Source organism: Psychrobacillus sp. FSL K6-1464, assembly GCF_038003145.1.
GTDB lineage: Bacteria > Bacillota > Bacilli > Bacillales_A > Planococcaceae > Psychrobacillus > Psychrobacillus psychrotolerans.
On the sequence record NZ_JBBOOP010000001.1, the window covers coordinates 2,767,543 to 2,787,754 of the forward strand.

21 protein-coding genes are annotated in these 20,212 nt (G+C 36.5%); 8 read left to right on the forward strand and 13 right to left on the reverse strand.

The window, feature by feature from the left end:
• Positions 1–76: 76 nt before the first annotated feature.
• Entirely contained in the window at positions 77–955 is an 879-nt protein-coding gene (locus tag MKX39_RS14015) for a LysR family transcriptional regulator (protein ID WP_340769921.1), read from the forward strand.
• 81 nt (positions 956–1,036) lie between these two features.
• On the opposite strand, the gene MKX39_RS14020 is transcribed toward MKX39_RS14015, so the two are convergent.
• Positions 1,037–1,876, reverse strand: coding sequence for a DUF2268 domain-containing protein (locus MKX39_RS14020; RefSeq protein WP_340769923.1), 840 nt, complete (start codon positions 1,874–1,876; stop codon positions 1,037–1,039).
• Between the two features lie 145 nt (positions 1,877–2,021).
• Here MKX39_RS14020 and MKX39_RS14025 point away from each other — a divergent pair, with 145 nt between their 5' ends.
• Positions 2,022–2,279 (forward strand): hypothetical protein, encoded by a 258-nt coding sequence (locus tag MKX39_RS14025; RefSeq protein WP_340763229.1) that lies wholly within the window; start codon positions 2,022–2,024, stop codon positions 2,277–2,279.
• A gap of 177 nt (positions 2,280–2,456) precedes the next feature.
• Here MKX39_RS14025 and MKX39_RS14030 read toward each other — a convergent pair whose 3' ends face one another.
• The 6 genes from MKX39_RS14030 to MKX39_RS14055 form a co-directional block, all read right to left on the reverse strand.
• Positions 2,457–3,590, reverse strand: coding sequence for a bifunctional cystathionine gamma-lyase/homocysteine desulfhydrase (locus tag MKX39_RS14030; RefSeq protein WP_340769925.1), 1,134 nt, complete (start codon positions 3,588–3,590; stop codon positions 2,457–2,459).
• Between the two features lie 2 nt (positions 3,591–3,592).
• A complete protein-coding gene (locus MKX39_RS14035) occupies positions 3,593–4,522 on the reverse strand; it encodes a PLP-dependent cysteine synthase family protein (protein WP_340769926.1) in 930 nt (309 codons plus the stop codon).
• Positions 4,522–4,992, reverse strand: coding sequence for an S-ribosylhomocysteine lyase (locus MKX39_RS14040; RefSeq protein WP_093537628.1), 471 nt, complete (start codon positions 4,990–4,992; stop codon positions 4,522–4,524). Before MKX39_RS14040 ends, MKX39_RS14035 begins: the two co-directional genes overlap by 1 nt.
• Positions 4,993–5,004: 12 nt before the next feature.
• Positions 5,005–5,643, reverse strand: coding sequence for a class I SAM-dependent DNA methyltransferase (locus MKX39_RS14045; protein WP_340769928.1), 639 nt, complete (start codon positions 5,641–5,643; stop codon positions 5,005–5,007).
• Between the two features lie 134 nt (positions 5,644–5,777).
• Complete coding sequence (locus MKX39_RS14050) at positions 5,778–7,619, reverse strand: SLC13 family permease (RefSeq protein WP_340769930.1); 1,842 nt, start codon at positions 7,617–7,619, stop codon at positions 5,778–5,780.
• A gap of 126 nt (positions 7,620–7,745) precedes the next feature.
• On the reverse strand, positions 7,746–8,243 hold the full coding sequence (locus MKX39_RS14055; protein ID WP_340769932.1) for a GNAT family N-acetyltransferase: 498 nt from the start codon (positions 8,241–8,243) through the stop codon (positions 7,746–7,748).
• A 172-nt stretch (positions 8,244–8,415) separates the two neighbouring features.
• Between MKX39_RS14055 and MKX39_RS14060 the strand changes: the two genes are divergently transcribed.
• Both MKX39_RS14060 and MKX39_RS14065 read left to right on the forward strand, forming a co-directional pair.
• The gene (locus MKX39_RS14060) at positions 8,416–9,417 is read left to right on the forward strand and encodes a S66 family peptidase (RefSeq protein WP_340769935.1); all 1,002 of its coding nucleotides are present in this window, start codon (positions 8,416–8,418) and stop codon (positions 9,415–9,417) included.
• A complete protein-coding gene (locus MKX39_RS14065; protein ID WP_340769937.1) occupies positions 9,405–9,944 on the forward strand; it encodes an HAD-IIIA family hydrolase in 540 nt (179 codons plus the stop codon). Before MKX39_RS14060 ends, MKX39_RS14065 begins: the two co-directional genes overlap by 13 nt.
• A gap of 42 nt (positions 9,945–9,986) precedes the next feature.
• Here the strand turns inward: MKX39_RS14065 and MKX39_RS14070 are convergent, their stop codons facing one another.
• Both MKX39_RS14070 and MKX39_RS14075 read right to left on the reverse strand, forming a co-directional pair.
• Positions 9,987–10,745, reverse strand: coding sequence for a hypothetical protein (locus MKX39_RS14070; RefSeq protein WP_340769939.1), 759 nt, complete (start codon positions 10,743–10,745; stop codon positions 9,987–9,989).
• A 78-nt stretch (positions 10,746–10,823) separates the two neighbouring features.
• Positions 10,824–11,351 carry a GNAT family N-acetyltransferase gene (locus tag MKX39_RS14075; protein ID WP_093537622.1) on the reverse strand — a complete coding sequence of 176 codons (528 nt, stop codon included), beginning with the start codon at positions 11,349–11,351 and terminating at the stop codon, positions 10,824–10,826.
• Positions 11,352–11,487: 136 nt separating this feature from the next.
• On the opposite strand from MKX39_RS14075, the gene MKX39_RS14080 reads away from it, so the two are divergent.
• Positions 11,488–12,843 carry an amino acid permease gene (locus tag MKX39_RS14080; RefSeq protein WP_093537621.1) on the forward strand — a complete coding sequence of 452 codons (1,356 nt, stop codon included), beginning with the start codon at positions 11,488–11,490 and terminating at the stop codon, positions 12,841–12,843.
• A 63-nt stretch (positions 12,844–12,906) separates the two neighbouring features.
• Here the strand turns inward: MKX39_RS14080 and MKX39_RS14085 are convergent, their stop codons facing one another.
• Both MKX39_RS14085 and MKX39_RS14090 read right to left on the reverse strand, forming a co-directional pair.
• Positions 12,907–14,883 carry a S9 family peptidase gene (locus MKX39_RS14085; protein WP_340769941.1) on the reverse strand — a complete coding sequence of 659 codons (1,977 nt, stop codon included), beginning with the start codon at positions 14,881–14,883 and terminating at the stop codon, positions 12,907–12,909.
• A 139-nt stretch (positions 14,884–15,022) separates the two neighbouring features.
• Positions 15,023–16,570: a fatty acid--CoA ligase family protein gene (locus MKX39_RS14090; RefSeq protein WP_445678027.1), complete on the reverse strand. Its 1,548-nt coding sequence runs from the start codon at positions 16,568–16,570 to the stop codon at positions 15,023–15,025.
• 212 nt (positions 16,571–16,782) lie between these two features.
• On the opposite strand from MKX39_RS14090, the gene MKX39_RS14095 reads away from it, so the two are divergent.
• The 3 genes from MKX39_RS14095 (at position 16,783) to MKX39_RS14105 (ending at position 19,373) form a co-directional block, all read left to right on the forward strand.
• On the forward strand, positions 16,783–17,358 hold the full coding sequence (locus MKX39_RS14095; protein WP_340769943.1) for a hypothetical protein: 576 nt from the start codon (positions 16,783–16,785) through the stop codon (positions 17,356–17,358).
• A 690-nt stretch (positions 17,359–18,048) separates the two neighbouring features.
• Complete coding sequence (locus MKX39_RS14100; RefSeq protein ID WP_093537616.1) at positions 18,049–18,684, forward strand: FMN-dependent NADH-azoreductase; 636 nt, start codon at positions 18,049–18,051, stop codon at positions 18,682–18,684.
• Between the two features lie 152 nt (positions 18,685–18,836).
• Positions 18,837–19,373, forward strand: coding sequence for a TetR/AcrR family transcriptional regulator (locus tag MKX39_RS14105; protein WP_093537615.1), 537 nt, complete (start codon positions 18,837–18,839; stop codon positions 19,371–19,373).
• Positions 19,374–19,443: 70 nt separating this feature from the next.
• Here MKX39_RS14105 and MKX39_RS14110 read toward each other — a convergent pair whose 3' ends face one another.
• Together MKX39_RS14110 and MKX39_RS14115 are read right to left on the reverse strand one after the other, a co-directional pair.
• The gene (locus MKX39_RS14110) at positions 19,444–19,665 is read right to left on the reverse strand and encodes a hypothetical protein (protein ID WP_093537614.1); all 222 of its coding nucleotides are present in this window, start codon (positions 19,663–19,665) and stop codon (positions 19,444–19,446) included.
• A gap of 101 nt (positions 19,666–19,766) precedes the next feature.
• Positions 19,767–20,174: a hypothetical protein gene (locus tag MKX39_RS14115; RefSeq protein ID WP_245762723.1), complete on the reverse strand. Its 408-nt coding sequence runs from the start codon at positions 20,172–20,174 to the stop codon at positions 19,767–19,769.
• Positions 20,175–20,212 lie beyond the last annotated feature (38 nt).

The window sequence follows — 20,212 nt, forward strand, 5'->3', positions numbered from 1 at the left end:
ATGTAAAATGATTATTTTTGATGTTATGTATCATTTATTGTGATATCATGTAATTTTACAAAGGAGAGAATGCAAGGTGGAGTTAAAAGACTTAGAAATATTTCAACTTGTTGCTCAAAAAGGAACAGTTACAGCAGTCGCAAAAGAACTGAGTTATGTTCAGTCCAACATTACAGCACGTATTAAAAAATTAGAAGTAGAGCTAAATACACCATTATTTAACCGCCATAATAGAGGGATGAATTTAACACCTGAAGGAAAAAAGCTATTAGTATATTGCGAGCAAATTTTATCATTAACCAACGAAATGAAAAAGGTAGTGCAAAATAAAGAACACCCATCGGGAAAATTAGAAATTGGAACAGTCGAAACTGTTATAAAACTACCAACTATTTTATCTGCATTTACTAAAAAGTATAAAGAGGTAGACCTTTCTCTCTTCTCAGGTGTCACAGAAAAACTGCAGGAGGAAGTATTGAATCATCGATTAGACGGAGCTTTTGTTACAGAAACTACTCCCCATCCAGAGCTTGTCTCCCATGATGTTTTTCAAGAAGAACTAGTATTAATATCAAATATAAATACTACAACTCTAGAACAACTGAAAAATGAACCCTTTTTATGTTTTAGCAAAGGCTGTGGATACAGAGCTAGATTAGAAGCTTGGTATAAAGATGAAAATATAGTTCCTAAAAAAGTAATGGAGTTTGGAACGTTAGAAACGATTTTAAGCAGTGTTGTCGCTGGCTTAGGCATCACTTTTATCCCAAGGTCAGCAGTGTCCCATTTAGAGGCCCGTGGACTGATCCACTGTCATTTATTGCCTACGAAATACAGTGAAATTAAAACCGTATTTATCAGACGTTCCAATACGTATTTAACAACTACAGTTGAAAGATTTATTGAAACTATTGATTTGAGTAATGGTGAATCCTCTGAGCTGATACAATATTAGATAAAAATGAATTACTTCCCCAAAAAGCGTCATCTCTTGAAAGTCAGAGATGACGCTTTTTGTATAGGAAAGTATTCCAGTTTATATAGCAAAATCAGAGCCTGCTATAATTTCATCAGATGACTTAAGCAGCAATTCCTTCATAACAAAAGGCCCACGTTTTTTATTGTACGTATACAGAATTTGATAGCCAATATGATAGCCAATCCACTTCGGAAACGGCGTCTTAGTTTGACCAAATAAGTAAAGCTGGTGATTTTTAATACCCTTTATGTGCAAGCCAGGTACAAAATGCCTTTCCCACACTTCTTTCGCCTCTTCCAAACGATACATATTCGTCCAAGGAGCTATCCACTTTTTTCCGTACAACTGTTTTACCGCAAACTCGCCTAGCCCCTCAATGATCACTGAATCTGCTAAGGAAATGGCTGCAGGAGGAAAACTTAAAAATTTTAATCTACATACATGATTATACTCATGGGCTACTAATGCTTTAATCTCTTCTTTGTTAAGCTCAGGAGAGACGAAAAGAAAAAGTACATTTCGATAAGCGATCCCGTTTTTACGGGGAAAATCCTTTCTCCACTGTGCACTTTCTTTTTTTATCGGATAAATATAAATAGAAACCTTGGGACCTCCCCATAATTCTCGCAAATATTTATATTCTTGTTTCACGATATCCCAAACATGATTGAGTTCTAATTTTCGCACGGTTTTCTTTAAAGACTTCCATTCAGTCGGTTCAAATAAACCGTTTTTTAAAAGTTCGTATTGTATGACCTCCGAATTTACCTCTGGGAAAAACTTCATAACTGAATCGCATATAATCTCTCGCTGTAAAGTCTCAACCCCTCTCCCATGCTGTTCTTCGCATTTTTCAGCAAATGTAAAGAGTAAATTTCTCGTTTCTTTGACCGACATGAACCCTCTCCTTTTTGTCTTATAGCATATGTTTTTAATTTATTTTAGTTACCGTGTATAGACAAGTGTCTCTAGCAAGTCCACTGGACCAACATAAACTAACAGAACATACTTGTATGTAGTTTTAGGGAGAGGAGGACTATAGATGAATCAAAATGATATGTATAATCTCTGTTGTAGCTATCAGGGAAAACGAGTAAGAATTGTAGATAACCAAGGGCGAGTACATCGTGGAGAGGTTACAAGAGTTAATAGAAATATGGTATGGCTTCGTCCTGATGAAAATCTTGGTGGTTACGGACTAGGATTTTTCGGCTTTGGAGGATACGGATCGGACTTTGGCTACGGTATTGCACTAGGTGCGATTACAGGCATCGTACTAGCTTCCGCATTTTTCTGGTAATAATGAAGAGAGGTTACAGCCTCTCTTTCTTAAATATATTGAAATTCCAACTAAACCGTTCAAAATTCCAACTAAAGTGTCTATTATTCCAACTAAACCTGTTCATATTCCAACTAAATGATATATAGCAACAAAAAAGCACACCCCCTCTGTCAAAGGGATATGCTTAATCCGACATTATGCGAGTGCTTGTGTTAAATCCTCTAATAAGTCTTCCACATCTTCAATTCCTACTGAAATTCGGACAAGCCCATCTGTAATACCAAGCTCAGCGCGACGCTCACTTGGGATGGATGCATGAGTCATTCGCGCAGGAACTGAGATTAAACTCTCCACCGCACCTAAACTCTCTGCAAGTGTAAAGTAGCGAAGTTTCGCTAAAAGCTCATCTGCTTTCTCCCCACTTCCAACATCGAAGGAAATCATTCCGCCAAATCCTGTAGACTGTTTCTTCATCAAGTTATGTCCTGGATGAGTAGCTAGACCAGGATAAAAAACGTTAGAAACAGCTTCATGATTATTTAAGAACTCTGCAATTCGTTGAGCATTTACATTATGCTCTTCCATTCGAATACCCAGTGTTTTAATACCACGCATAAGCAACCAAGAATCCTGCGGCCCAAGAACTGCTCCTACAGAGTTTTGAACAAAGTGTAAGTCGGTTGCTAGCTGATCCGAGTTTACCACAACAAGACCTGCCACAACATCACTATGTCCACCCAAATATTTAGTCGCACTATGCACGACAATATCCGCACCAAGTGATATCGGTTGTTGGAAATATGGCGTCATGAACGTATTATCTACAATTGTTAGTAATCCTTTTTCTTTCGCAAACTTGGAAATTGCTTCAATATCGGTAATTTTCAACAATGGATTTGTAGGGGTTTCTAAGAAAATTGCTTTTGTATTTTCATGGATAGCCGCTTCAACATTCGATAAGTCTCCAGTATCTACGAATGTCGCTTCAATGCCAAAGCGATTCAATACTTTAGAAATTACACGGAAAGTTCCACCGTATACATCATCCGTTAAAATAACATGGTCACCTTTACTAAAAAGCATCATAACAGAGCTTGTTGCTGCCATTCCAGATGCGAAAGCAAACCCTGCAACTCCGCCTTCTAGCTCGCTGATTAATACTTCCAAAGCATGACGTGTAGGATTACCAGTACGTGAATATTCATAGCCTTTGAATTTTCCTACTGCCTCTTGTTTATACGTACTTACTTGATAAATAGGCGTCGATACTGCTCCAGTTGCCTCGTCCCCAACAATTCCTGCATGTATTAACTTCGTTTTAGCGCGCATCCTTATTCCTCCTTGAAAAGTTCATAAACGTTCTGGCTTAAATATCGTTCGCTCGAATCTGGGAAAATCGTTACAATATGACTTCCCTCTTTCGCTATCTCTGCTTCCTTCAATGCAGCTTGAAAAGCAGCTCCAGATGAGCTTCCGACTAGTAAGCCTTCTTTTTTTGAAAGTGCTCGTAATTGTTGAAATGCATCCTCATCTGTAACAGTATGGATTGCATTAAAATAGGAAGTATCCATGAAGTCCGGTAGAAACTCCATACCGATACCTTCTGTCACATGAGAACCAGATTCACCACCATTTAATATGGATCCGACCGGTTCTACAATAACTGTTTTAATCGATTCTTTTTGTTTTTTCAAATAGATTGAAGTACCCATAAATGTTCCACCTGATCCTGCACCTGCAACAAAGACGTCAATTTCACCATCTAAATCTCGCCATAATTCAGGTCCGATTGTCTTTGTATACGTAGCTGGATTTGCAGGGTTAGAAAATTGAGAAGGAGAGAAAGCATTTGGTGTTGTAGCCACTAGTTCTACAGCTTTTTTAATCGCTCCCTGCATGCCTAAAGCTGTATCTGTGTTTACTATCTCCGCCCCTAATGCACGCATTAATGTTTGCTTTTCAACACTAAATTTTTGTGGAACAACAAAAATAACTTTATATCCTTTACCAATTGCAGCTAAAGCAACTCCTATACCAGTATTACCTGCAGTAGGTTCAATAATGGTACCGCCTGGTAGAAGTTTCCCAGACCTCTCAGCATCTTCAATCAAAGACAAGCCTAGTCGATCCTTTACACTGCCACCAGGATTAAAATATTCAAGCTTTGCGAAAATACGGCAATTATTAGGAATAGGAATATGTTTTATCTCTACTACGGGTGTGTTGCCTATTAAATCTTGTACACTACTAAAAATGTTCATTATGCTTCCTCTTTATAAATTTGACGCCATTCATCTTTTTTAGCTAGCATGTCAGAAGCTATTTCTTTCGCACCTTCCAAACTATGACTTGCAGCCCAACCACATTGGACTTCATTGCAAGCTGGAACCTCTGTTGCTTGTAAAACATCTTGTAATGTTTTTTCTAAGATTTCCAGAATTTCCTCAAAGTTATCATGATTGATAACAGATAGGTAGAAACCAGTTTGGCAGCCCATAGGACTTAAATCGACTACTTGATCAGTATGATTGCGAATATTTTCTGCCATTAAATGCTCTAAAGAGTGTAGACCTGGCATTTCCATATGCTCTTTATTTGGCTGTTTAAAACGGATGTCGTATTTTAATATTACATCGCCACTGTTCCCTACTTTTGTACCTGCAAGGCGTACAAATGGTGCCGCTACTTTTGTGTGATCTAAGTTAAAGCTTTCTACATTCATTTTTTTCATCGTTATCGCTCCTTATTTTTTGGTTGCATCCATTAACCAAACATAATCATTCATTTTCACGAATTCTACTTGAAAACCTGCTTCTGTGAACAATTCTTTTAGTTTAGGAATCGTTGTATAATATTCTCGTTCCAGATCTTCTACTACATTTAAAAATCCACGATTTCTTTCCTTAGCAATTTGTGCTTGTTTGGCTTCCTCTGTAAGAAAAACAGTATCTGCAAAAACGACCTTTCCATTTTTCGAAAGTAGGTTAGCATATTTTTTCAGTGCTATTCCTTTTTCATCATCCGTTAAGTGATGAAACACATAAGTGCTTACAAATGCATCTATATTTTCATTTTGTACATTAAATTCAAGTAAATCTCCATCAACTAAGTTAATAGAAGGAAAACGTTTAGCGGTTACTTCAAGCATCTTAGTATTAGGTTCGATACCAATAACTGAAAAACCTGCTTCTAATAACTTGGCAGTTAAATTCCCAGTTCCTGTTCCAAATTCAATAATAGTACCAGAAACACGGTTAGCTACCTCACTTAAAATAGTTTCATAGCCTTCGAATACATCTCGATACTCCGGATCTTTACCCGAAACGGAAGCATCATAAGAGTCTGCCCAACCATCAAAAATATCGACAAATTCTCTGCCCATTTTTTAACCCCTTTTTGAATCATATTATTCCTACTTGCATACTTTGTTTTAGGCTTAACAATATTAGTTATATCATATTCCAACAAATTGTCAAACAAAAAAAGAGCTCTCTTTGGAAGAGAAACTCTTTTAAATTACAATGGGAAAAATATTGGAATTGCAATCATCATAATGATGAACATAATTATTTGTAAAGGTATTCCTGCCTTGATAAAGTCAAAAAATTTATATCCTCCTGCTGTCATTACTAATGCATTAGTAGGAGACGCTACAGGAGTCGCAAAAGCCATACTTGAAGATACAGCTATAGCGATTAAAAATGTATACGGATTTGCATCTAAACTAATGGCTGCAGTCATTGCTATTGGGGCAAACAAAACGGCAGTCGCAGTATTACTAATAAATTGACCAAATACCATCGTCACAAAGTAAATACCAGCTAACACTCCCATTGCACCGAACCCACCAAGAAGATTAACTATCCCTTCGGAAAGAATTACCATACCACCTGTTTTTTCAAGGGCAGTTGCCATTGGAAGCATGGCGGCGATTAAAATAATACTTTCCCAGTTCATCTTGCCATACGCATCATCCATATTACGAAGACACCCAGTCATGACCATTAAAGTAGCGGCTAAAAGAACAGAAATGACTGCAGGAAACACTTCCAAAACCATTAACCCAATCATCAATAGCATAATTGCTCCAGCAATTGGCGCTTTCCCACTAGCAGCAGCCATACTTGCATGCTCTTTAGGCTGTCCAATAATCACAACATCTTTTACAGCTCTAGACAAAAGCTCAATCTCTTCCCAAGCACCTTGGACCAACAACGCATCCCCGAATCGCAATCGTACATCCGCCATTTCGGTTAATACATATTCTCCTTTGCGATTAATGCCTAGTATATTTAAGTTATATTTTTCTCGGAAACTAATGCTTCCAACCGTTTCGTTTATCAAATTGGAATGTGGAGTTAATAGTACCTCTGCTATACCCAATTGTTTAGAAACGAGTTCCTCTGCATTCGTTTCTTCATCAACCTCTAAGTGAAAATCTCTCACAAATTGCAAAGTATTTTCTAGTGGACCTTGAACATATAAAATATCCTTGCCTTCAATCACACTCATAGGACCAGCCATTTCCTGATAACGGATAGGTAGGATATTCATGCCTTCCATCGACTTACGGTCAATTTTCAAAATAGCAAGATGATATTTTGCAGGAAGCTTTAACTCCGCGAGTTGTTTTCCAATAATCGAAGAATCCTCTACCACTCGAATACGATGCAAGTTACCACCTAACTCATAATCTGCTGCCAGTTGCTGTGGAGATAATTTATGCCCTTCTCCGGCATTATTTTTTCTTTTATCATTCGGCAACACATATTTTCGAGCAACAAGAAAATATAAGATACCAGTAGTGATTCCAATAATTCCAAGTGGGGTAATTTCAAAAAAACCTAGTTTTTCAAATCCATTATCTACAAGGACCTGGCTGACAATCAGATTGGCCGGTGTGGCAATGAGTGTCATCAGCCCTGACAAGCTACTAATATAAGATAGGGGGATTAAATACTTAGACGGGCTGCTATTAATACTGATGGCAATGCTAATTACAATCGGTAGCATTAAAGCAACTACCCCCGTATTACTCATAAAGGAGCCAACACTGCCTGTAATAATAAGTAATAAAACGAATAATTTCCTCTCGCTTTTCCCCGACCATTTCAACAATAAATTCCCGGCAGACTGTGCCAGACCTGTCCGAACAATTCCAGCTCCCACAACAAATAACCCTGCAATCATAATAACGACAGAATTAGAAAACCCTACAAGTGCCTCCGTAGGCTCTAACACACCTGAAATAACGAAAGCTAAAAGTGCAAGAATCGCGACAAGGTCTGCACGCACTCGATTGCTTATAAACAAAACGATACTAATCGCTAAAACAACAAATGTAATAGTTAATTGCATAATAGAGCGAATCCTTTCTTACATAATTCTACCCTCATTATATAAGAAGCCCATGTAAAGTTCCTAACCAAAGCTATAAGTGAAAACGTATTCTTTTGGAAAGGTCACAAGATATACAAAAATGATTCAAACCGTTTCTTTTTTGTAAATTGCATTAATAGCGTCCCAATCAAGGGGTCTGGTCATACTAACTTCGCTTTTCTCCGCAGACTTAAAACCGAATTGTTCGTACAGGGTATGAGCATCTCTTGTCGCCAAATGAAAATTAGTGCCTTTCAATTTCGGGTTTTCAGTAATAATTGTCATTAGCCATTTACTAAGTCCCTTCCCTCTATACTCGGGAAGTACGAAAACATCGCCCAACCAAGAATATCTGACAAGATCTGATACAACACGAGCAAAGCCTATTTGTTTTGGATTACCTTTAGTTGGATCTCCTTCATAAATCCCATAGCAAAGAATAGAATTCTCAATCGATGCTTCAACTAATTCTCTTGAAGTACCTTCTAACCAATAGGATTCTTGACTAAGAAATTTATAGATAACATCCTTATCCAATAAATTTTTATCCGTACTTATATAAAATTCTTCTTTACTAATAAATTCAATTTCTTCTTTATACATAAATCTATCTCCTCTCTACTATGTATTACTCATTTAATATAAGTAGTTCCAATTATATAATATTTAAGTTATGTTAAATAGAGAATATTCAACTTATTATTTTAACTTCATCGTCATATCTTTATTAATTTTATTCTCTCATTACGATTTATTGAAAGGAATGATTCTCCCTATGAAAGGTTTAAATAGGTTACAAAAAGGCGACAAAATTGGAATTTATTCACCTTCAGCACCGATTACGCATTCTTCTCCCCAACGCTTCGAAAGAGCTAGAACTTTTTTAGAAGCAAAGGGATTTGAAATTATAGAGGGAAATTTAACTGGGAAACAAGACTTTTACCGCTCTGGAAATATTCAAGAACGTGCTCAGGAGTTAAACGAGCTTATTCGTAATCCTGAGATCCGCTGTATTATGTCTACCATTGGTGGGACAAACTCTAACGCTATTTTGCCATATATTGATTATGAAGCTTTTAAAAGAAACCCTAAGATCATGATTGGCTACTCCGATGCTACCGCAATTTTACTCGCAATTTATGCTCAAACTGGAATACCAACATTTTATGGCCCAGCATTAGTGCCGTCATTTGGAGAGTTTGAACCCTACGTAAATTATACATATGATTATTTCAAGGATATTTTAATAAACGAGCAACAAATTCCTTTCAATATTCCACTCCCCCCTTATTGGACAGATGAGCCACTCAATTGGGAATTTAAAACCTGTGACAAACAACTAAGACCGAATGAATGGACTTGCGTAAATGAGGGAACCGCTGAAGGTAGATTAATAGGTGGGAATTTGAATGCTATGTATGGTATTTGGGGAAGCCCGTTTATGCCTTTAATAAAAGATGGAGATATTTTGTTAATAGAAGACACGATGAAATCTGCAGCTGTTGTGGAAAAAAACTTCAACCTATTAAAGTTAAATGGTGTATTTGATAGAGTTTCCGGAATTATATTAGGAAAACATGAATTATTTGATGATCAAGGAACCGGGAGAATGCCGGCTGATATTTTAGTAGAAATTATGGGAGTTCCAACAATTCCAATTCTTGCTGACTTCGACTGCTGCCATACCCACCCGATGTTAACAATGCCTATTGGACGACGAATTAAAATGAATTCTGGTGAAAGAGAGATTGCACTAATGGAGCAATGGATAAATTGATAAGGAACTTAGAAGCAGTTTTTATAGATCGTGATGGGACAATTGGTGGCACAGGTCATTTTATACATCCAAATGACTTTGTTCCTTATGAGTTTAGTAGAACAGCGATTCAGTTACTACAATCCCAAGGAATTAAAATATTTGGATTCACCAACCAACATCGAGTGAGTCGAGGAGAGGCATCCATAGTGGAATTTCAAAAAGAATTTCTGTCCTATGGTTTTGATGATGGGTTCATTTGTCCACATAGCCTTCTCGATTCCTGTGTATGTCGTAAGCCAAAGCCTGGCATGTTACTTGAGGCTGCTAGCAAATACAATCTCAATCTTAAAAATTGTGTAGTTATTGGGGATGTCGGTGGTACAGACATGCTAGCTGCTCAAGCTGTTGGAGCGCTGAAAATATTAGTGCTTACTGGTTGGGGAAAAGGCTCGTTATCACAGTATCGAGTCGAATGGAAAGACATAGAACCGGATTATACTGCCGAGAATTTACTGGAAGCAGTCAAATGGATATTAGATCAATAGAAAATGCTGCCTGGAGCAAACCCTTGCAGCATTTTGTCATTCTTAAGTCATTTGATTAATATACTTCTCCAAAATTGGCTCTAAGTATTCCTCTTTTAAAGAAAGATCATTTTGTATAAAGGAATGCACACTTTCTTTATCTAACGCGACTAAGAGGAACTCAGCAAATTCTGGTTGTTCACCTTTTCCTATTATACTCATATTGTGTTTTTCTAATATAACTTGTAATTCATTCGATGTAAAAGTCACATTCAGCTCGAAAACAACAGCCCAAAAATCATTTAATCCTCCGTGCTTAACAAACATTGGTCTAAAAGATTTTGTATAGGAGGGGTTAATAGATAAACCCATTTCTTCAATCAATTCTTTTTCGATACTTTTCTCCAAATTAAATAACTCACCTTTTAAATCCGACTCGTCTAAACCTCCACCTGTAAATTGTAAACGACCTGGTGTGGAAGTATGTTTGTTCATTTTCCCAAATGCAATGTAATTGTCTTTGGTAATAACAGCCACACAAGTAAAAATAACTTTGCATGGAAATACTTTTTCTTCATGACGAATCGTATATAAATAATGCTTGTAGTCTGTTTTTGCTACAGTAATTTGAAGTTCCTCTGAATTTCTACAAATTTTTTGAATGGTAAAGACTTCTCCATTACGAAAATGTGGATTTATCTTTAATTGTTCATTCCAGAAGTGTTCATGTTTTTCCCTCATTTGTTCTGGTAATTCGTATGGCGTTGAATCATATTTAACTGTAACTATAGACGGCGTTTCTTCAATCACTATTGGCTCCATTCACTATCTCCAATCTTTCAATTTTAGGTACTTATGCATCCCAATGCTTCTTCAGCTGCTTTAATTGCAAAAATGGAGTCATTCAAGCTCTTCCCATTCTTCTCTTAATAACCCCATTCGTATTGAGTCATAATATACACCGTTAAAGAATCGACATTTTCGAAGTCTTGCTTCCATTGTCATTCCTAACTTTTCACCGACTTTAATCATCCGTTCATTGCCTGACCAGGTTGTATAGCCAACACGAACAAGTGGTAGTTCTTTAAATAAATGATTAATCCACATTCGGAGGGCCTCTGTACCTATTCCCCCACTCCAAAACTGGGGTTCATAAATGACAATCCCCATTTCTAGCCAAAGGGATTCTTCATGCTCCCAGTAGTAACAGAGCGAGCCGACTAATTCCCCATCTACATAAATCCCCCACATATCTTCTTGGTTGGCTAATTGATCTTTCTTTTCTAAAAATTGTTCTAAAGTTGAAGGAATATGGGGATAATAAGGTGCATCCCATTTTTTCCATTCGGGAGCACTTTCCTTTGCACTTAATTCCCACAGTCGAACAAGCTCTTTTTCGATAATAGGACGAATCGATACAACTTTCATCTTTTAACTCCAATCTATCATGCTTTGTATTCATAATTTTATCACAATATCAGTATGATAGACTGTTCCCAATACGTATATTATTGTGATAGAGTTTTATCTTGCAGAGTAATAAATTTATAAGGAGTGACATAGCTTGGGTGGAAATCAGCAGTTACAGCGAGGATTAGAACAGCGACATATCACCTTGATGTCATTAGGAGCAGCAATCGGAGTTGGTCTATTTTTAGGTTCAGCTACAGCCATACAGCTGGCAGGACCTGCTATTCTGATTTCCTATATTGTCGGAGGAATAGCCATTTTCATTATTATGCGTGCACTGGGTGAAATGGCCGTACATAATCCAGTTTCAGGTTCCTTTAGTCGGTATGCAAAGGATTATCTTGGCCCTCTTGCAGGATACATAACTGGATGGAATTATTGGTTTTTATGGGTAGTTACTTGTATGGCAGAGATTACTGCTGTAGGAGTATATATGAAAATGTGGTATCCAGACACAGCCCCTTGGATTTGGGCATTAGCGGCATTAGTTATTATGACATTGGTTAACTTAATTGCTGTAAAAGCTTATGGGGAATTTGAGTTTTGGTTTGCACTTATTAAAATTATTGCCATATTAGCGATGATTTTTGTTGGGCTAGGTGTCATTCTCTTTGGTCTTGGTAATGGCGGAGTTGCTGTCGGCATAAGTAATTTATGGTCGAACGGCGGATTTGCGCCAAATGGAGTTACTGGCATATTTATGTCCTTACAGATGGTCATGTTTGCTTATTTGGGTGTCGAAATGATTGGTGTAACTGCAGGGGAAGCCAAAAACCCTAAAACGGTTATTCCAAAAGCAATCGATACGGTGTTTTGGCGTATTTTGCTTTTCTATGTCGGGGCATTATTTGTAATCATGTCTATTTATCCATGGAATGAAATAGGAGCCAATGGAAGTCCTTTCGTTTTAATGTTCGAGAAAATTGGAATTGGTCCAGCAGCAGGTATTATAAACTTTGTTGTGCTTACAGCAGCATTATCTAGTTGTAATAGTGGTATTTTCAGCACAGGACGTATGTTATTTAATTTGGCTGAGCAGAAACAAGCTCCTAATTCATTCGCTAGCATTAGTAGAACGGGAGTACCTTCCAAGGCTATTATCTTTTCTGCCTTCTTGTTATTAGTCGGCGTTGTATTAAACTACTTAGTTCCTGAAAAAGTATTCATTTGGGTAACGAGTATTTCGACTTTCGGAGCCGTATGGACATGGGGAATTATATTATTATCCCAATTGAAATTCCGCAAAACACTTACAAAAGGGGAAGTATCAAGGCTTTCCTATAAAGCTTTGTTCTACCCAGTAGGTTCTTATTTAGCATTAGCTTTCTTAGTATTGGTTCTTGGCCTCATGGCTTATTTCCCCGATACACGTATTGCCCTAATCGTAGGTCCTATATGGATAATAGGGTTAGTCTTTGTCTATTACAAAAAAGGATTTCACAAAAGATAATAAGTTTCCGATTCAACAAAACCCCTTCATTTCAAAATCGAAATGAAGGGGTTTTCTCTATTTTCAAAGATACTTTGCAAACCAGCTTGTGATTTGGTCTAGCCGTGTTTGTCTTAGATTTGGGAACCCTACTCGAGATAAATTATGATCAGATTGCGGGAAACGAACGAAACTTGTCTCTTTCCCCATAGCTTTTAGCGTAATATATAGCTGTTGTCCTTGTTCGATAGGACAGCGATAGTCATTTTCACTATGCAAGATCAATAAAGGTGTCTCTACATTAGCTGCATATTTAAGCGGAGAAGCATCCCATAGTTTATCGATATCTGTCATATCAGTGCCAATTTGCCATGGTGTGAAATAGTATCCAATATCAGAAACTCCATAAAAACTAATCCAATTAGAAATCGAACGCTGCGTAACAGCTGCTTTAAAACGATTTGTATGACCGACGATCCAGTTAGTCATAAATCCACCATAGCTCCCACCAGTTACACCTAAACGTTTTTCATCAACCCAGTCGTTTTCCTTCAACACATAGTCTACTCCAGCCATGATATCTTCATAGTCGCCACCACCGTAGTCCCCACGAACAGCGTCGACGAAATGTTGACTATATGAGTGACTTCCACGTGGATTTACATATAATACTCCATACCCTTGGGCTGCTAATAGTTGAAGCTCATGGAAAAACGTATTTGCATACATCGTATGAGGTCCACCGTGAATTTCCACAACAAGGGGATACTTCTGTCCTTCTTGATAGCCTGCTGGCTTCATAAGCCAACCATGTACATCCCAATCGTTAAGACCCTTATACACAATGGCTTCTGGTTCGACAAGCTCTACCTCGTTTATCAACTCTTCGTTAAAGTTAGTGATTGTAATTCTTTCACCAGTCGCCAAATTTAGTTTAAATAATTCCCCGGGAAATATTGTATTACTTATTGTCGCCAGAGCATAAGTTCCATTTCTAGCGATATCGTATCCATATACATGCTCGTTTTCTGGAGAAGCCGGGTAAATTTCACCTTCCAAAGATGCAAAATACAGACGTACGTCTCCCATTGTGGATAACTGGAAATATAGGTGATTCTGGTTAGTCCAAACAACATCAGGTGCATTTGCTCCTTGTTGAATATCCGCCCCTGCATAGTCACCTACTGGCGCGTCTATCCCTTCTGTTAGTATTTGGAGTTTTCCAGTACTCACTTCATATACATATACTTCTGCATGCGTTGCATTTTTAAATGTGTGAAGCATTCCACCAAAAGCGATATATTGGTCATCCGATGAAAATGTAGCTCCTCCAAAGTGTCCGTCTTCTTCAATGATTACTGATTCCTTCTTCGTTTCTATATCGATTAATAACATAGGTTCATGGAATGAAAAATCTTGATTTTCATCACGATTAACACCCATTACTAGTTTTTTTCCATCATGAGAAATTGCTTGTAGACTATGATTAAATGTACCTTCGGTGAAGGCTTTAATTTCCCCTGATGCTATAACGATAGACCCTATTTGTCGGTAAGTATCTTTTGGTAATAATCCTACACCATCATTATGGTACTTCATATTATCTACCACGTAAGCTTCTGGTAGTTTGTCTTCCTTCTCTTCAGCTTCGTCTGTCCAACTTCTCCCATCTTTTAGAGATGCAGAGAACCAAATCTTTTTACTACAAGGAGACCATATAAAGCTCGAAACACCTTTTTCAAATTTCGTCAGCTGTTTTGCTTCTCCACCTTTAGCCGACATTATGTAAATTTGGTTTTTATCGTCACGATTCGATATAAATGCTAATTGTTTACCATCTGCAGACCATTTCGGATAGGATACTTTTTCTTTTGCATGAGTCCATTGTGTTACCTCATTCGTTTCGATCTTCACATGATATAAGTAAGCATAGTACTTGTTATCCTTTTTGTGCATTTCCGTACGGATGAAAACTGCCTCATTCCCGTCCGGTGAAATTACTGGATTGGTGATTGATTGTATTTTAAATAAATCAGTAGCTTCTAATTTTCGTTTTGCCATTATTAATATCTCCCTCTATTTAAATTTCTCTCCCTATTTATTTCGACAACCGAAATCTTTTTCCTTCTATTTTCTATGAAAAGTTTATATAAAAAAAAGCTCCTCATAGATACATGAGGAGCTTGAACAAATTTATCTCTTAAACTGTTTGTGGTTTTAAAGAACGACGTAATATTTTACCCGTTGTGTTCTTCGGAAGTTCCTCTAAGAATTCAATCTTCTTCGGCACTTTATATTTTGCTAGTTTTTCTAAACAATATGCTTCCAGTTGTTGCGCTGTTAATGTAGGATCTTTTTTTACAACAAATGCAAGCACTTCTTCTCCAAAGTTTGGATCAGGGATTCCGACAACCGCTGCCTCAACGATACCTGGATGTGCAAACAAAACTTCCTCCACTTCACGAGGATAGACATTATACCCACCTACGATAATCATATCCTTTTTGCGATCTACGATAAAGAAATAACCTTCCTCATCTTGTCTAGCCAGATCCCCAGTATATAACCACCCATCGCGAATGGCACTTTCTGTTTCTTCCGGCATTTTGTAGTAACCTTTCATCACGTTAGGTCCACGAACGATTAACTCTCCTACCTCACCTACTGAAACTTCTTCCCCAAGCTCATTGACGATTTTGTTCTCCACATTTATGATATTTGTTCCGATTGAACCAGGCTTGCGATCACGGTCAATTGGGTTAAAGCATGTAACTGGTGATGCCTCTGACAATCCATACCCTTCAGATATACGAACATTGAACTTGTCCTCAAAGTTATGCAACAGGGCTACAGGTAAAGAAGATCCTCCTGATATTGCTAAACGTATACTGGAAAAATCTTCTGCATTTCCTTCAGGGAATTGATACAAGAAATTATACATTGTTGGAACACCTGCAAATACAGTAGCTTGTTGCTCTTTTGCAATTTGAAACACTTCTTGCGGGCTAAATCTTGGAATTAATAGTAGCGTTGCACCCATTAATAATGGAGCATTCACAACAACTGTTAAAGCGAACACATGAAATACAGGTAACGTTGTAATTACGCGATCCTCTGTATTAATCTTTAAGTATTCTGCAACATCTCGAGCATTGGAGTAAATATTGTTATATGTTAACATTGCACCCTTTGGATGACCAGTTGTTCCGGAAGTATATAAGATTACTGCTATATCATCTGGATCAGTTTCCACAGCAGACGTACCCATAGCAGCTGAAGAAATCATTACTGAAAACGGTTTCACTTTTGTCTTCAAGTTTTCAGGTAAAGCAGCTAGTTTTTGAACCGTGTCTGGTTGTGTTTCACAAATAATATAATTTTCAACCGAAGTGAAAACCCCTGCAGCTTTCTCTACTAATGGTAATAATGCATCAAGAGCAATAATTACTTTAGCGTCGCTGTTTTTTACAATATAACTGATTTCATCTGGCGAATAAATTGGGTTTATCGGAACAGCGGTAGCACCTATTCGCATAGTGGCATATAAAGAAATTAAAAAGTGTGGTGAGTTACCTAGTAAAAAACCTATATTATCCCCTTTTTCCACACCAATTGACTTTAAAGCCCCTGCAAATAACTCCACTGATTGTTCAAATGCTGCGTATGTAGTATCTTTCCCCATAAAGTTATAAGCAATCTTCTCTGGATGCTCACTGGCAATCTGTTGAACACGTGAAACTAAACTCATATTCTCGTCCCCCATCTTTTTGAATGAATGACCATTCATTATCCCATATTCATTATATAAGAAAAGTTTTGACAATTCAACAAAAACTAGAACTTCGAACTCTAGAGGCTATTTGAAACTCGTGAAAAGGAAGGCTACTTTTGTAGAAGAAGGTATAATTAAGAACATGCAGAATATATAGCTTACAAGGAGGCATGAAAGGAGTAATTTATTTGAAATCTAATATTTCTCTCGTTGCATTTTTAACTTCATTATTCTTAATAACTGGTTGTACGCCTAGTAATTCCTTAAAAACAAATGAAACAAAAAAGGAAGATGTAATCAGTAAAGTGGATGAGAAAGTATTAAAGATGGTGGACTCGGAAGAACAGTTTTCTTATTTAACTGACTTGTCGGAAGAAGAATTAAAGTCCTATAAACAATTTACGGAAGAATATGATACAAAATACTTAAAAGGTTTTTCACCAGAAAATATTTTACTTTTATATATTCATTCAGCAGTTATTGATGATATCGAAGCTATCTATGCGTTGGCTTATATGGAAGGTGAGTCATTGGAATTCGACAATTTTAAAGATAAATATTACACGCACCTTAACATATCCAACATGGAAATAGCCTTAGATTTCAGATATTATGATTCAATCCAGGTAAAACAAGAAGAGAGTAATGGCTTATTAGTCGAATTATTGGTTACCTATGGCAGGTTCACAGCTACAACCTTAATGGAATTAAAAAAAGAAAATGATATATGGAAAGTTGTTCTACCTAACTTATTTAATAAGTGAGCTATGTTTATCTTTTCCAAATTAGTATAAAATGAGAGAAAAATAAAATGGTCTTAAAAGGGCATATATGGGAGCGAATATTGTGAAAGGAACTCAATTGCTCTCTATTATAGTGGGGCAAATAGTTTAATCACCGGTACTTATACTATTGCCATGTTTGTTATAACATCCACTGCACTTGTAAAAATAGTTACAAAACCAAGCGAATCCTGATCACCGAATCTGAATAAATAGCTAAATATAATAGAGGTCCATTTTCTTATAAAGTTAAATACTGCGTAGGCAATGTATTGCTCAGTTCAATGGACTGGGTTTTTTATTTTGGCTATGTTAAAGGTAAAGGATGATTTAAAAATACTACAAATAAAACGGAGCTGTGAATTGTATCTCCAAGCTCCGTTTACTTTGATGTCCATTTTTTTACTAAAGCACGACGTTAGTTGAATAAGAGTTATTTCTTCTTTCTTGTTTTTCCGTCTGGGCCTACGTGTCAGGAATCTAATCTTCTCTAATCTTTTTTTATGACAGGAGATTTAATTTTATTTAGATTATTCTTTTTTTAGTCAATACGAGCTGAATGTTGGATTTGCAACAATTCGATAAAACTGTTGGTTTGTTTAGTTAATAAATCGTTTTATACTAATTCACACAACAGTTGTTGTAAATCTTAAAGAAATAGAGGGAATAATTATGACTAAGGTATTATTTATTACAGCAAATCCAAATGATGAAAATCATTCGTTTAGTATGGCAGCAGGAAAGGCATTTATTGAAACATATAAAGAAACAAACCCAATGGATGAAATTGTAACCGTGGATTTATTTAAGGACGATATTCCAAATTTAGATGCAGATGTTTTCAGTGGGTGGGGAAAACTTCGTGCAGGACAGCCATTGGATGCTCTTTCAACTGAGGAATTAGCAAAAGTTAGTCGCCTAAACGAAGTTCTCGATCAATTTATTTCAGCGGATAAAATGATATTCGTAACGCCGATGTGGAATTTCTCATTTCCAGCAGTTGTGAAAGCATACATTGATGCTGTAGCTGTACCTGGTAAGACGTTTAGATATACGGAAACTGGTGCTGTAGGCTTACTTCATGGTAAAAAAGTGTTTCACATTCAAGCTCGTGGAGATTTTTATTCAGTAGGTCATTTAGCAGATGAAGAGCTAGGCGATAGATACTTAAAACATATCATGAACTTCATGGGTATTACTGAATACGAAGGTCTATTTATTGAAGGTCAAGCTAAAATGCCAACAAAAGCAGAGGAAATTAAAGCAGAAGGCATCGAGCGAGCAAAGCAATTAGCACAAAAATTCTAATCGTTTATTATCTTTATATTGCAATTCGTGGTCCATTTTGTATGGACCACGAATTGCTTATTTTTTTCTGAAAATTTTTCTGTTATAATCGAGTCATTCATTTAATCCAACAAGTGTTAAAAAATAATTTTGTTTTGAGGAGGTAGGTACGAATGAAAAAACTAGATCCACGGGTTCAACGGACAAGACAAAATATCATGAATAGTTTTATGAGACTGATTAAACAAAAAGATTTTAGTGATATTTCCATTGCTGATATTACACAAGAAGCAGAGATTAACCGTTCAACATTTTACTATCATTTTATGGATAAATACGATTTAATCGATGTGATTCAAAGAGAAGTTCTTACGAAAGAAATTTTTAAAGAAGTAGCATTACAAGAAGTCATCGATGAACAAACGATTATTATGTCCCTACAAGCTATTATGGGTTCTCAAACAAATTTAGCCCTACATTGTCAACGAGCAGTTAAAGAATTTAAACCGAAAATGGACTATGAAATTAAACAACGATTGACGGAAAATCTGCACGCTTTATTAGATAAAGAGCATGGTGTGAAGGAAGAACATTATTTTCTTGCTACATTTTGGAGTTGGGGCATTTATGGGGTTGCAATGGCATGTGTAGAGGGGAAAGAAACTTTGCATACTGCGGTAAACCGTTTGACAAATATCATTTTAGGCTAGTATATAGAACCATTATAAAACCCCATGTATCAATTATCATCCTTAGTAGGTAAAAGATACAGGGGTTTTCTTATCTGTTAGTCAACTTTCCAAGTAAACGAGCATTATTGTTTTTCATCTTCTTGTTCTCATTATCCAATATAGCTATTCTTCTTAAGGATTCCATTAATTTATCTTTCGAACTTTCACTGAACATCTGTTTTTGTGTGATAACCTTAAATTTTGGTTCTGTTAATTCTTCTACTAATTCCTCACTTGATGTTAAACAAAGAAGAAAAAGAATGTAAAACAACAGTGTTCACATACCTTCATACATGTTCTTTTTCTTGGCTATATCCAAATTTATTGCATTTCTTATTTCACTAAAGCACCCTTTAGCTTAATAAGAAGTGTTCAACTAAAATCATAAGTACCTCCAGGTAATGTGAATAAATAAAACCCGTTATCTCCACTTAATGTCCATCCTTCAAAATAAGTACTGTCGTGAAACAACTCAAGATAAATGTTGCCTTCAAATTCCACAACTAAATCAGATATATTTTCAAAATGTAAGATATTCACTATTTTCTTTTCCATAAGAATCCCCTTAACATTTTTATGCGAGAATTTGTCGGAGGATTGGATACAGTCTGTATAACCAATCATAATCTCATTAGAAACTAGTAATCTCCAAGGGCATTCAATGATTAAACCAGCCGTATCAAAAGTCATCCCTAAAGGTACGTTCTTTTCTGTGTTGACCTCAGTAACCTTCTGACCAATAAAATATTTAAAATCTATATTACTTAGTTTTTTATACATGCACATTCCTACCTTTATCGAAATTCACCTATTTATAG

Excerpts from the sequence above, each read along its gene's own strand:
- MKX39_RS14020 (WP_340769923.1), bottom strand. The coding sequence starts at position 1,876 with ATGTCGGTCAAAGAAACGAGAAATTTACTCTTTACATTTGCTGAAAAA.
- MKX39_RS14025 (WP_340763229.1), top strand. The coding sequence starts at position 2,022 with ATGAATCAAAATGATATGTATAATCTCTGTTGTAGCTATCAGGGAAAA.
- MKX39_RS14030 (WP_340769925.1), bottom strand. The coding sequence starts at position 3,590 with ATGCGCGCTAAAACGAAGTTAATACATGCAGGAATTGTTGGGGACGAG.
- MKX39_RS14035 (WP_340769926.1), bottom strand. The coding sequence starts at position 4,522 with ATGAACATTTTTAGTAGTGTACAAGATTTAATAGGCAACACACCCGTA.
- MKX39_RS14040 (WP_093537628.1), bottom strand. The coding sequence starts at position 4,992 with ATGAAAAAAATGAATGTAGAAAGCTTTAACTTAGATCACACAAAAGTA.
- MKX39_RS14045 (WP_340769928.1), bottom strand. The coding sequence starts at position 5,643 with ATGGGCAGAGAATTTGTCGATATTTTTGATGGTTGGGCAGACTCTTAT.
- MKX39_RS14050 (WP_340769930.1), bottom strand. The coding sequence starts at position 7,619 with ATGCAATTAACTATTACATTTGTTGTTTTAGCGATTAGTATCGTTTTG.
- MKX39_RS14055 (WP_340769932.1), bottom strand. The coding sequence starts at position 8,243 with ATGTATAAAGAAGAAATTGAATTTATTAGTAAAGAAGAATTTTATATA.
- MKX39_RS14060 (WP_340769935.1), top strand. The coding sequence starts at position 8,416 with ATGAAAGGTTTAAATAGGTTACAAAAAGGCGACAAAATTGGAATTTAT.
- MKX39_RS14065 (WP_340769937.1), top strand. The coding sequence starts at position 9,405 with ATGGATAAATTGATAAGGAACTTAGAAGCAGTTTTTATAGATCGTGAT.
- MKX39_RS14070 (WP_340769939.1), bottom strand. The coding sequence starts at position 10,745 with ATGGAGCCAATAGTGATTGAAGAAACGCCGTCTATAGTTACAGTTAAA.
- MKX39_RS14075 (WP_093537622.1), bottom strand. The coding sequence starts at position 11,351 with ATGAAAGTTGTATCGATTCGTCCTATTATCGAAAAAGAGCTTGTTCGA.
- MKX39_RS14085 (WP_340769941.1), bottom strand. The coding sequence starts at position 14,883 with ATGGCAAAACGAAAATTAGAAGCTACTGATTTATTTAAAATACAATCA.
- MKX39_RS14090 (WP_445678027.1), bottom strand. The coding sequence starts at position 16,570 with ATGAGTTTAGTTTCACGTGTTCAACAGATTGCCAGTGAGCATCCAGAG.
- MKX39_RS14100 (WP_093537616.1), top strand. The coding sequence starts at position 18,049 with ATGACTAAGGTATTATTTATTACAGCAAATCCAAATGATGAAAATCAT.
- MKX39_RS14105 (WP_093537615.1), top strand. The coding sequence starts at position 18,837 with ATGAAAAAACTAGATCCACGGGTTCAACGGACAAGACAAAATATCATG.
- MKX39_RS14115 (WP_245762723.1), bottom strand. The coding sequence starts at position 20,174 with ATGTATAAAAAACTAAGTAATATAGATTTTAAATATTTTATTGGTCAG.